The 12456-nt window shown below is 41.1% G+C and carries 14 protein-coding genes; 8 read left to right on the top strand and 6 right to left on the bottom strand.

Translation table 11 applies throughout. The features are described 5' to 3' along the window. From folK to VGA95_07360, 5 genes are all read left to right on the top strand, one after another. A partial coding sequence (folK, locus tag VGA95_07380; protein HEX9666369.1) for a 2-amino-4-hydroxy-6-hydroxymethyldihydropteridine diphosphokinase occupies nucleotides 1-243 on the top strand: 243 nt, incomplete at its 5' end. A gap of 567 nt (nucleotides 244-810) precedes the next feature. Beyond that, nucleotides 811-1077 (top strand): DUF2188 domain-containing protein, encoded by a 267-nt coding sequence (locus VGA95_07375; GenBank protein ID HEX9666368.1) that lies wholly within the window; start codon nucleotides 811-813, stop codon nucleotides 1075-1077. A 152-nt stretch (nucleotides 1078-1229) separates the two neighbouring features. Beyond that, nucleotides 1230-1763 (top strand): ORF6N domain-containing protein, encoded by a 534-nt coding sequence (locus VGA95_07370; GenBank protein HEX9666367.1) that lies wholly within the window; start codon nucleotides 1230-1232, stop codon nucleotides 1761-1763. Nucleotides 1764-2448: 685 nt separating this feature from the next. Next, nucleotides 2449-2703 (top strand): antitoxin, RHH family protein, encoded by a 255-nt coding sequence (locus VGA95_07365; GenBank protein HEX9666366.1) that lies wholly within the window; start codon nucleotides 2449-2451, stop codon nucleotides 2701-2703. After that, nucleotides 2704-2976, top strand: a complete 273-nt coding sequence (locus VGA95_07360; GenBank protein HEX9666365.1) for a type II toxin-antitoxin system RelE/ParE family toxin — start codon at nucleotides 2704-2706, stop codon at nucleotides 2974-2976. Nucleotides 2977-3083: 107 nt separating this feature from the next. Here VGA95_07360 and VGA95_07355 read toward each other — a convergent pair whose 3' ends face one another. From VGA95_07355 to VGA95_07330, 6 genes are all read right to left on the bottom strand, one after another. Next, a complete protein-coding gene (locus VGA95_07355; protein ID HEX9666364.1) occupies nucleotides 3084-3236 on the bottom strand; it encodes a hypothetical protein in 153 nt (50 codons plus the stop codon). 268 nt (nucleotides 3237-3504) lie between these two features. Continuing rightward, on the bottom strand, nucleotides 3505-4422 hold the full coding sequence (locus VGA95_07350) for an aldo/keto reductase (protein ID HEX9666363.1): 918 nt from the start codon (nucleotides 4420-4422) through the stop codon (nucleotides 3505-3507). 35 nt (nucleotides 4423-4457) lie between these two features. Beyond that, complete coding sequence (locus VGA95_07345) at nucleotides 4458-5798, bottom strand: MFS transporter (GenBank protein HEX9666362.1); 1341 nt, start codon at nucleotides 5796-5798, stop codon at nucleotides 4458-4460. A 326-nt stretch (nucleotides 5799-6124) separates the two neighbouring features. Beyond that, nucleotides 6125-6985, bottom strand: coding sequence for a bifunctional methylenetetrahydrofolate dehydrogenase/methenyltetrahydrofolate cyclohydrolase FolD (folD, locus tag VGA95_07340; protein ID HEX9666361.1), 861 nt, complete (start codon nucleotides 6983-6985; stop codon nucleotides 6125-6127). A gap of 160 nt (nucleotides 6986-7145) precedes the next feature. Further along, nucleotides 7146-7946 carry a bifunctional hydroxymethylpyrimidine kinase/phosphomethylpyrimidine kinase gene (gene thiD / locus VGA95_07335; protein HEX9666360.1) on the bottom strand — a complete coding sequence of 267 codons (801 nt, stop codon included), beginning with the start codon at nucleotides 7944-7946 and terminating at the stop codon, nucleotides 7146-7148. 50 nt (nucleotides 7947-7996) lie between these two features. Continuing rightward, nucleotides 7997-9253, bottom strand: a complete 1257-nt coding sequence (locus VGA95_07330) for a Glu/Leu/Phe/Val dehydrogenase (GenBank protein HEX9666359.1) — start codon at nucleotides 9251-9253, stop codon at nucleotides 7997-7999. Between the two features lie 376 nt (nucleotides 9254-9629). On the opposite strand from VGA95_07330, the gene VGA95_07325 reads away from it, so the two are divergent. The 3 genes from VGA95_07325 to VGA95_07315 all read left to right on the top strand — a co-directional run. Then, nucleotides 9630-10217 carry a 50S ribosomal protein L11 methyltransferase gene (locus VGA95_07325; protein ID HEX9666358.1) on the top strand — a complete coding sequence of 196 codons (588 nt, stop codon included), beginning with the start codon at nucleotides 9630-9632 and terminating at the stop codon, nucleotides 10215-10217. Between the two features lie 80 nt (nucleotides 10218-10297). Continuing rightward, a complete protein-coding gene (locus VGA95_07320) occupies nucleotides 10298-11095 on the top strand; it encodes a lytic transglycosylase domain-containing protein (protein HEX9666357.1) in 798 nt (265 codons plus the stop codon). A 128-nt stretch (nucleotides 11096-11223) separates the two neighbouring features. Then, on the top strand, nucleotides 11224-12456 hold a 1233-nt coding region (locus VGA95_07315), incomplete at its 3' end, for a hypothetical protein (protein ID HEX9666356.1).

Raw genomic sequence — 12456 nt, 5'->3', positions numbered from 1 at the left:
GGTCCCAGGACTATCGATCTTGATCTCATATTCTATGATGATCTAGTGGTGCAGGACGATGAATTGAGTATACCTCATCCAAGGGCGCATCTCAGGAGGTTTGTACTGGAGCCGCTATGTGAGATCGCCCCAGACTTAATTCATCCGATCTTAAAGACTTCTGTTTGCAAACTTTTGAATGACTTAGAGGATAATAAAAGAGTTAACAGATTAGGGAACTTTTCCACAATTAGTTCACATTAATCCACAGCTTATTCACAATGATTAAACAATTTTATCAATATGCTATGTACAACTTCCCTCTGATTATTTTTTCGAAAAATTCTAATAGGGTTCGTTAGTTAAACTCTATTATAAGAATATTTATAAGATTATGGCAATAAATAATGCTATTTTGAAATCAAAGTTATCCACAGAATTAATTCCCTACATCAGCTCAGGAAGGACCAGCGGCGGATTCTTCCATCCTGCATCCTGCATCCTGCATCCTGTATCCTGTATCCTGCATCGTGCATCGTGAATCCTGCATCGTATCACCATTTGTCAATTGTAGACTGGACCCATCGAATTCCGATTAAAGGAATTAACGAAGTTTGTGGATTATTTGTCAATCGCTGAGACACGGCCGCAAAGCGCCTTCCCGTAATTAGTCTATTCTTGGATTTGAAATGTAAAAAGTTAACTCATCTGATCATTTAAGATATGGAAATCAGTAGAGAATCATTAAATTTGGACGTATACTTTATTTAGTTGACAGCTTTATAAATTCAGACATCGGATATTATTTGTACAGTAAATAGGAGTCAGAAAATGGCTAAATCAAAAAATTACAAAATCGATACCTCTAAAATTAAAAAGAATTTGAAAGTTGCAAGTTCGATTGCATACATTCATGTAATCCCCCAAAAAGATAGATGGGTTGTCAAGAGAGAAGGCTCATATAAGTCCTATGGCACCTTTAGTACAAAAAGTGATGCAATTGTCCGTGCAAGATCGCTTGCTAAAAAAGTTAGCTCCAATGACATATTAGTTCATAGAAAAGATGCTACAATTGAAAAGTGGGAAAAAGCTTCGTAGTTAATCAATACAAAACCTTTCTTTTCTAAATTGTGCCCCAGAAGAAAATCAGTTTTGAGAAAAATATATTCATAAACAAGAAAAAGAAAAATAACTCATTTATTCATGCCCAAGGGATATCCTTATCAAGAAGAACCTGAAGGAGCTCGGCTATGGCGGATAAGAGAGCGATCATCCCCCTGGAACGCATCGAGTCGCGAATCTTGTTCATACGTGGGCAGAAGGTCATGCTCGATACAGACCTCGCTCGGCTTTATGACGTCGAGACACGCGCACTGATCCAGGCGGTCAAGCGCAACATCGAGCGGTTTCCAGGAGATTTCATGTTCCAGTTGACCCAGAAGGAGTTCGATTCTTTGAGATCACAATCTGTGATCTCAAATCCTGGAAGACGTGGCGGACGCCGCTACCTACCCTATGCCTTCACCGAGCAGGGTGTCGCCATGCTCTCAAGCGTGCTTCGCAGCGACCGCGCTATCCATGTCAACATCGAAATCATGCGCGCCTTTGTGCGGCTGCGCCAGATGCTTGCCTCCCACAAGGAGTTGGCCCGGAAGCTTGCAGCGTTGGAGAAGAAGTATGACACGCAGTTCAGAGTAGTGTTCGACGCAATTCGCGAGTTGATGACACCGCCCGAGCCGAAGAACAAGCGGCCAATCGGCTTTTCAAGAGGAGAGGAGAAATGATGAAGATGCAACGCCTCGCCCCGCAACTGCGCGAACAAATGAACCAAGGGTGTAAATAAGATGCAGTCATCAAGTCTGATCTGAGGGAGCTTGGATTTCTCCAGGCTTTCTTCAGAAAATTTTATCTGACTTTACCTTCAAACGCACTTCATTGCATTCCTACCCCTCTACACCATAACTACTCACTTCAAGCCAATCGGCTTCATTCCTTAATGTGAGACGAAATAACCCTTCAATAAATACACTCCGACCTAGGGAATATTTTCATTTAGGTGATCCCATCGGTTCACGACGTCATATAAGGCGCCTGGAAACCGAATTCGTAGGAATATAGACATAATCAAAAGAAAATATCAAAATGATAATTAGTCAACAAAAGATTTGACCCCTTACCTTACAAAACTTGATGCAGAGCTTGAAAAAAATGATATAGATAAATAAAGAGAAATAGATGCTAGGGGGTCGTATCTTCACAATTGACAAATGCTGTCAGGATGCAGGATACACGATGCACGATGCAGGATGCACGAGACAGAAGACCGAAGACAGAAGACAGGGAATAGGATGCAGGATGCGGGATTAAGGAGGCGAGATGCAGGATATAAAAAACACCTATAGCAATTGGTATGAGTGCATCACTTGTGCTACACTGTATTAATCAATTATATTGAGTTGAGGAGAATGCATGCCTGCCAAAAACCCACGTATTAACGTTGTTTTAGAAAAACCTCTTTACGAGGCGATCAGAAGAATTGCAAAAAAGGAGGGGATATCAATTTCGCTTAAAGCAAGAGATTTGCTGCGCGAGGCTTTGGAGATTCATGAAGACATAATTCTTAACGAAATTGCCTCAGAACGTGAAAAAACATTTAGACGAAAAAAAGCTCTTACTCATGATGAAATATGGACCGATCGGCCTAGCTCTCGAAAAGAAGACTAAATGCCCTATATCATTCTTTATCATCCTGAGGTAGAAGAGGATATTAAGCTTCTCGACAAGAGACAAAGGAAGCTCGTTGCTAAAGCCATAAAGACACGTTTGGGAAGCGAACCTGAGAAATATGGTAAACCTCTCAGGGGTTCACTCAAAGGTTATTGGAAATTGAGAGTTGGAGATATGAGAGTAGTATTTAAAATCGTAGAATATGAAGTGCTAATTCTAGGAATCATTCACCGAAAGATGGTCTATGAAAAGATTATCAAAAGGCTTTGAGAAAAGAACTGAACGTGTCAGGCCTTGACATGAGACGTAATTGGCTGAATACACGTTTGTTTTTTTCTAGGAAAATGTGTCGCTGGGGTCGGGCATGAATAAGTGAGTTATTTTCCTTTTCGTTCTTCTTCCCCGGTATTTCTTAAATTATCTTTCTTACTTTGCTCATCATGAATTTCATCTTTCTTGTCCTTTTCTTTGTTTTTGTCGAAGTATCCTAGTTCTTCGAAAATTGCGGCTCTCAGCACTGGGTCACACATGGGATTCTACTTATTATATTACAGAATTGGGAATTTAGGAACTGGTCAATGTCTGTGAGATTCTGAAAGATGGATTTCAGATGACGGATTTCGGGGATGACAAAAGGGAACGGAAGGGAAGGTGGGTTGAATAGGAGATTGCTTCGTGGCCTTGCCATTCGCAATTATTGTCTGGCGGATTCCCGATAACGGTACTCGAGATGGCAGGGAGTCGCTGGATTTTCTGTAGGATAGAGCAAAAAGGGTTCCTCCCGCTTTTTTCTGTCAATTAAACCTTTTCGTAGTATTCTATCATTCGAATGCGTGTTTTCTCATCAGGCAACCGGCCAAAGCCCGCTGCCATATTGTCGGCCACGTGTTTCACGTTTGATGTGGCGGGGATAATATTTGTGACATCAGGATTTGAGGCAATGAATTTCAGGAAATATTGACCCCAGCTAGTGCAATCAAATTCGGAAGCCCATTCCGGTAAGGGTTTTCCCCGAACTTTTTTGAATAATCCACCTCTTTGAAATGGACGATTTATTATAGTCGCTATATTCTTTTCCCGAGCAAGTGGCAAAAGACGTTTTTCTGCAACACGGTCCTCGATATTGTAACTAAATTGTGCAAAGTCCAGCCGCTCGGTCTTCTGAATCTTTTCGAATTCTTCATGGTCTCTTCCATGAGAAGTCGTAATTCCAATGTATCGTATTTTGCCCTCCTCTTTCCAATCTCTGAGGGTTTTTATATGTACCTTCCAGTCACGAAGGTTGTGTACCTGCATAAGATCGAAACTCTTTAAACCCCATAATTTAAGTGATTCATTCATCTGTCTAATTCCTGATTCTCTGCCATAGGTCCACACCTTGGTTGCAGAAAAGAGATTTTTCTTATTAGTCGTTTTTTTGAGCAGTTCGCCCAAGACCCTTTCTGAAGAACCATACATTGGTGAAGAATCTATCAACGCACCTCCACCATCAAAGAACAACTGCATGACCTCAGCTAGCTGAGCAAGCATTTCTTTATTGGAACCGACATCGAACGTACGGGATGTTCCCATACCTATAATCGGAAGCAGCTCGCCCGAAGAGGGTATAGTCCTCTTAATGGGACGCAGTTGTTTTGATAACAGTTTGTCTGGGAGAAAAGTAATTCCGGCCCATGTCCCGAAAAGACCCCCTATGAATTTCCTTCGTGAAATCATGTTAATTTTCCTCCAATAGTTTTTATTTACTACTCTCACGCGCTTCTGCCAGCCAATTCTTCCCTTTTCTTACCCAATATATACGAAACGATAGCCCAAATTCCGGAAATAGGAACAGCGGCAAGAGCAATAGCCGAAAGACTCACACCCAAACCTGAAAGACCTGCGTAAATCCAGGCACTCACAGCATCTCCCCCCCTGTAGATCGCAGTATCTATAAAATTTTTCGCCTTATACTTTTCTTGTTTGTTTAGCACAGTGAAAAGCATCTCGCGTGAAGGTTTCATTATGGCATAATCGCCAGCGCGCCGAACGACCTGAACGATAACGAGGACCATAAGTAAAGGGACCAAGCCCAACATTAAAAAGCCTAAACCCAGGAGCACCGGTATTAAGGCCAAGCTCCAACTCAGGCCTATACTTTTGACAATACGACCGGTGAGAAGAACCTGAATGGTGACCGCAAGTATATTGACTGCAAAATCTATTGCAGCAAATACCGCAGTACGTCGGGATGGATCATCAAAACTATCCCGAACTATCTGCGCTTGCTGAAAATACAAAAAGGTTGCAAGGGTTGTAAATAGTAAGATTAGAAGACAAATTCCCATCAAATAAGGGGAGCTTAGGACTAAACGGAATGCAGCAACTATGCTTCCACCCATTGGCTTTTCATCCGAATCCTCAGCTTGGTTGGGTTCGGTCTTTGAAAATGAACCAGGAACCGTCGAAGTGGATTCATGCTTTTTTGAAATTAAGCGCCCTATGCAGACAACAGACACGAGCAATAAAATTGCTGACAGGGGCAGTAAATTTTTAGGACCTAACAATAATACCAAATTCCCCGTTAACGCTGGGCCCACAATGGCGCCGGTTGTTCCCCCGGCCGCGATAAAACCAAAAAGCCTTTTTGCTTGGTTATCGCTATATATATCTGCCATGAAGCTCCAAAATACCGATACGACAAAAAGGTTATATACACTAACCCATATAAAAAATGCGCGCGCCACATAAGCATGTGTTAAATTGGTACTAAATAAGAAAAAGAAGAGCAGGAGATTTGCTATAAAGAAATAGTAGACGCAGGGAATGAACCTTTTCCGAGGGTACTTTGAGGCAATCCATCCGAATAGCGGTACCGCAGCAAGCATTGAAAGAAAAGTACCTGTAAATAACCAATGTAAATTCTCAACTCCACCGGCTATCCCCATCTCATCTCGTATGGGCCTGATTATATAATAGCTACATAGCAGGGAAAAGAAGTAGAGAAACGACCAAATGAGGGATCTTAATTCGTCCGGTTGAACATCTACCAGTCTTGTCATCCATGAATAAAGGGATGCATTTGCCTGTTGGTGTGCTATATTGTGAGACATTTAATTTTATCTTATTTAAATTATGACGATCATCGGGTAGCTGTTGTAAGTCTTTTATAGTTTATCAGGATTTTATCTTTATTTTTATCAAGACACTGCGCTTGAAAGTGTTTCACGGGCGCTAAATTAAAAAAGCACATCTCCGGGGTCAGACATGAATAAATGAGTTATTTTTCTTTTCGTTCTTCTTCCCCGTTATCAGGAACGCATTTATGCGTTCCCTACGTAAATGGGTGGGAATCGGTGAGAGCTACTTCGATTGACGTAGCACGAAAAAATTAAAAGGAGGGCGGCTTACGGCTTCAGATTTTGACCCGTTTGATTTATCATCTTGCTTTCCCTGCTAGCATTTTTGCGGATTCTAAGGTGTTCCACAGCAGCATAGCGATTGTCATAGGGCCAACTCCACCGGGGACCGGGGTTATATATGATGCTTTTTCCTTCACCCTTTCAAAATCAACATCACCAATAAGTTTTCCATCTTTGTTACGATTTATACCAACATCGATGACGACGACTCCCTCCTTCACCATATCTTCGGTGATAAAATTAGGTCGTCCTATTGCTGCAACTAAGATGTCGGCTCTGCGTGTGACTTCATCGAGTCGGATTGTTCTAGAATGACAGATTGTTACTGTAGCATGCCGGTGCAGCAAGAGTATCGCTGTAGGTTTTCCAACAATGTTACTTCTCCCCACTACCACTGCTTCTTTTCCCTTGATTTCAATATTATAAAAGTCAAGCATTTTCATTATTCCGTTTGGTGTACACGATATGAATCTTGGATTTCCTTCAACAAGCAATCCCACGTTTTCCGGATGAAAACCATCGACGTCTTTTGAGGGAGAAACAGATCTGAGAATCTTTGTACTATTAATCTGCTCTGGCAGGGGAAGCTGAACCAGTATCCCATGAATTTTCACGTCATTATTTAGTTTCTCGACAAGTGACAAAAGTTCGGTTTCAGAAGTTTCTTTGGGAAGTTTATATTCTTCTGAATAAATCCCAACTTCCCCGCAGGCTTTTCTTTTATTTCTTACGTAAATTTCAGACGCTGGATTATCGCCAACCAGTACCGCCGCAAGTCCTGGAGTTGTTCCAGTTTCATTTTTAAGTTTCTCTACTTCTCTAGCCACTTCTTCCCTGATATGCTGGGATACTTTTTTACCGTCAATTAACTCGGCCATTGGGGATTATTACCTCCCTTATGATATTTAGTTAGCCACGGGTGACCGGCGATAAATGCAACGAGGATACAAGATGCAGGATGCAAGATACATGATAAGGAATAAAATAGAAAAGCTCTTTAAACATCGTGCATCCTGTATCCTGCATCATGAATCATGATTATTGAGATTTCCAAAAATGGTTAAGAGGGCCGTGGCCCTTACCCAAGTTGAAGGAATTTCTTATGGCCTGAGTAACGTATTCTTTCGCGTCTTCAACAGCATCTAATACCTGAAAACCTTTTGCAAGTCCGGCACAGATTGCCGCTGAATAAGTGCAGCCTGTACCATGGGTGTTTTTTGTGTTGATCCTTGGAGCTCTATACTTATGAAACTCATTACCATCAAATAAAACGTCGATCGCTTCCTTGGTCCAATCGAGGTGTCCCCCCTTTACGAGCACATTTTTCGGGCCCAGAGCCTTTATTTTTTCTGCTGCCTGCTTCATATCTTCTACCGATCTAACTCTTATACCCGACAGCATCTCAGCCTCGGGTATATTAGGCGTAACTATATATGCGAGAGGGAGTAACTCATCTCTTATCGCAGCTTCTGCCTCTTTCTTTAACAGTGAATCTCCACTTTTTGCCCTCATAACCGGATCTACGACCAGTTTTTCAATTCCATATTGTTTAATTTTCTTAGCAACCAAGAGAACTATAAGTTGATTTGATAGCATGCCGGTTTTTACAGAGTCAACTCCGAGATCACCAACGACTGCGTCAATCTGGAGTCCCACAAAATCAGGAGATATGTCACTTATACCCATTACAGACTGTGTATTTTGAGCCGTGATAGAAGTAATAACGGACATCCCATACACATTAAGTGCGGTGAATGTTTTAAGATCCGCCTGAATTCCAGCTCCTCCGCCTGAATCCGATCCTGCAATCGTGAGCGCCCTCGGTATGATTTTGCTCATAGACGGTTTATATTACAGATACTTTTTGGTGTTTACAAACGACGCTGGGTCTAGGGGTATAATCCCCTGAATTTCTTCGCGGCGGCTATCTGTTGTATGCCAAGCATAAGAGCCGCCATTCTAGGAGAAACCTTCTTTTCTTCAGAATAAGTCGATATTTTATCAAATATTCTACGCATTCGCTTCTTAAGCTCTGAAAAAACGAGTTCACTAGACCAGTAGTATTCTTGCAGTCCCTGTACCCACTCAAAATATGACACAATTAACCCACCGGCATTGGCAATGACATCGGGTACAACTGTAATTCCTCTTTCCTCAAGAATATCGTCGGCTTCGGGGGTTGTAGGCGCGTTAGCTGCTTCTATGACAATCTCACATCTTAACCTTGAGGCGTTATCTTTGGTGATTACTCTGCCAATTGCGGCAGGAATCAGGATGTCGCAATCCACGGTTAGTAGCTCTTCGTTTGTGATTTTATCGGAATCCGGCAAATCCTGTATTCTCCCTCCACTCCCAACAATCTTGAGAATTTTTTCAACTGGAAGGCCCGAAGGGTTGTAAATTCCTCCAAATAAATCGCTTGCTGCAACGATTTTATAACCTAATCTTGATAACTTCAGGGCAGTGTGAGATCCTACATTACCAAATCCCTGTACCGCCGCTCGCATCCCGGGGCGTTTTTTGCCAAAATGTTTTAATGCATCCTCTGTCATATAAGCAACGCCAAAGCCTGTGGCCTCTTCCCGACCGTGTGTACCTCCAATTATCACGGGTTTTCCGGTGACTACTGCTGGGGAGGTATATCCCTCCGTCATGCTATACGTATCCATCATCCATGACATTATTTGAGGATTAGTCCCCATATCCGGAGCAGGTATGTCTTTATTTGGGCCAATTATAGGGAGTATCTCGGCGGTGTACCTTCTTGTAAGCCGTTCAAGCTCATGAGATGAGAGCTTAGTTGGATCAACGGCTACACCACCTTTAGCCCCTCCGAAAGGAAGTTCAGCTATACCGCATTTCCATGTCATACTCATCGCCAGGGCAGCTACTTCTCCCATATCTACATCGGGATGATAGCGTACACCGCCCTTGCAAGGTCCTAAGGTGAGGTTGTGTTGAACTCGATACCCGCTAAAGACCTTTATATCTCCATCATCCATTCTTACTGGACAGCTCACTACCAGTGTTCGCTGTGGCAGTCTGAATCGTTTTGTAATTCGATCTTCCAGATCCAGTTTATCGCATGCCCTGTCAAATTGTTTTAGCGCGTTATCGTAAGCCGGGGACTTAAATAATTCGTACATTTTTACTCCTTAATTAGACGAAGAGTTGATCAAAGGATACTAGTATTATCATCAATTTCAACTTGATTTAGATTAATTTTTTTTATTGGGAACACTGCGCAAGGCATAGTAATCTTGTCACCTTTAATTATAGTTATTATCAAAATCATCATGAACCCTCCTTTAGAGGTAGAGACGGAAAATTTTGCGTCTCTAGCGAAGTGAGCTGAGATCCTGAAACGATCCTTCGACTTGGCCTTTCGACCCTTCAGCTTTACTCAGGGCTCAAGACAGGCTCAGGACAGGATTCAGGATGACAATTTATGGAGGACTAAAGTCCTCCGCTAGCTTTATAGGTCTCTTGACGTTCAGACAAAAAGATGTTTAGATGCAATCAATGAGACCCTATAAACCCTATGTGGAATTTCGATTGACGGAATCGAGGATTAGATTGAAAACCCCGGAGGGTGAAAATAGAATCATCGAGATCTCTCCAGGAAGCTCCTTTGGTGCCGAACATCCTACAACCAGGCTCTGTATAATGGGTCTTGAAGAAATATTCAAAAATGGGATTCTAAAAAAAGTCTTGGATTTTGGGTGTGGAAGCGGAGTATTGGGGGTCTGTGCTGCATCGCTGGGAGCTGAAAGTGTTTTGGCTGTGGATATCGATCCGATAGCGGTGAAAGAGGCTGAGGTGAATTTTGAGAAGAACAATTTGAGTTCTATAGGTCGTGTACAGTATGGATCTTTGGAAGATGTTCGAGGGAGATTTGAATTAATTATAGCAAATATTGTTACTGATGATCTTCTGACTATGGTAGATGGTTTTAAATCCATGTTAGAAAGGGAAGGCATTCTCCTTGTTTCTGGAATCTATGAGATGAAGAAGGAAGCACTGGTAACTGCGTATGCAAAAACAGGCTTCAGGGTAAATAACGAGTATTCTGAAAGCGGATGGGTAGCGATCTGGTTTGACACCAAATAGCTGGGCTAATTGTGTCTAGATTTCGTTCATAAAAGTTTTGTATTGTATTTGTTGTTCATCTTTGATAGTATATGTCGCAAATGAGAAGTTCTCATGTAGCCTTTGTCACAGTTTTATGGACTTTTCTTCTCTATCCGTTCTATTCACAGGGTTTTGAACAAGATCAATTAATGCTTCTTGGCACTATTGGTGCCGGGGGCTCGACTTCAAAGGCGATAATTAAAAATCATGTTACCGGTAAGCTCAAGACTTATTCTCAGGGTGATGTGATTCCTCTGGCTAATGATGAGTATGCAACTATCACGGGGGTGTCAAGTTGTATGGTCATACTTAAGAGTAATTTGAGATTTGAAACGCTCGAGTGTAATAATGTCCCATCCGAGAGAACTTTCAGCGTTCCATCGCCGCTTGCAAGGTTTAATGTTATAGATAAAACGTTTAGAGATAGTATTGAATATGATCATTTTCAGTCGGAGTTTGAAAATGAAATATTGAGTGCAAGTGAAAGATACGGTGTAGATCCTTATCTAATTAAGGCAGTGATAAAGATGGAGTCGAATTTCAATCCGCAAGCTGTTTCGCCGAAAAAAGCGATGGGCATGATGCAGCTCATTCCTGAGACTGCAAGTATATATGGAGTAGAAGATCCCTTTGATCCTGAAGATAACATCGACGGAGGAGTCAGGCATCTGAGAGACTTAATGGAATATTTCGAGGGTGACTTAGAGCTTGTGCTTTCTGCATACAATGCCGGTAAGGACGCAGTAATAAAATATGGATATGAGATTCCGCCGTATCCTGAAACTGAGGCATATGTTGAAAAGGTTTTAGCCTATTACAACCATATTAAAGACACAAGATATGTGTCTTGGAGATAGGCGAATTTTTAAGCTGAATTTATATCACGGATTCTTAGCCTGTTATGAACCGAACACCCCTTAGTTTCGTTTTCTGATTTTTTTAGTCTCCTTTTAATTCAAGCTATTACTAATATAATATCCGAAGTATGCCGGCTCTCCGGAAAGGTATTGCAAAATATTTTTTAACAATTGTTGCGATTGTCTTTTCACTCTTGCTCGTCTCCGTTTTCTTATTTTCAAAGTTTTACTTAGCCGAAAAAGTTCAAAGCCTGGTAGTAGATATTTCCAGAGAAAAGGGTTATGAAGTCAAGATCGGTGACATTGCATTTGGTTTTTTAGCCGGTCTCGAAGTCGAGAACATAGAGATTTTTGACTCAACTGATCTTAATGCTTATCCAATCAAGATCGGAGAATTAATTATCAAACCAGATATAACATCATCAATAATCAAAGGTAAAATGGAAATTGAAGAAATAGTGATTAATGATGCAGACTTATCATTACCCAAAGTCGGGTTCGAGAAACTTAAGAAGCTTATCACTGAACTCGGACAAGAAAGGTTAGATAAGGAAGAAGAGGGTTTTTTTTCGATTGGTATAAAAAAAATAGAATTAAATATGGCTAAAATTGAAGTTTCAGACGGGGTAAAACTTTATATAAGTAAATTGGATTTTAGATTAAGAGATTACGAGTTAGAAGATCAAAAAAATATTGATATAAAGGGAAATATAACAATCTCTGATAACCAAATTGATATCAATGGATTTATTAAAACTTCTTCGAACCAAACGAATAGCGAATTAAATATAGATATAGCTGAGTTAAAAGTGGGCTCATTATCCGAGGTTTTAGAGCATAAGGAGGATCTTTCGTTACATGCAGACTTAAATTTTCAGATAACTGAAACGATCAGTTCAAGCGGGAAGATTAAACTAGAAAATGGTGAAGAATCCACAAATACCCGACCACTTTTATCGACCGAACTCCTATATGATATTACATACGACAAAAGATCTGACACACTGTTGATAAATACATTTGATTTTGAAATAGGGGAATTACTTGTTAGCAAATTTGATGGGAGCATTGATAGGATAACAACAGAAGGAGTCTTTAATATTAGTGGTTCCGCAAATACTTCCCGGCTTGAGGACTTAACTATTTTATCACAAGGCTTTTCAAATATTGTTGCATCAGGAAGCATCGAGGCAAAAGATCTGAGACTTACTGGCTCATTTGGCAAGGGCGATGTCGCCTTTAGAGGTAAAACTATTTTCAGGGGAGTTGATGTTGGCGATACTGAAAGAGATTTACAGATAAATCAACTAGGAGGCAGCCTGGATTTTAAAAAAATTATTTCCCGAAGAGAATCAAGCGGC

The organism is Thermodesulfobacteriota bacterium (assembly GCA_036397855.1).
GTDB lineage: Bacteria > Desulfobacterota_D > UBA1144 > Nemesobacterales > CSP1-2 > DASWID01.
The sequence above is the reverse complement of the archived record's forward strand: the minus strand, read 5'-3'. Positions and strand labels throughout refer to the sequence as shown.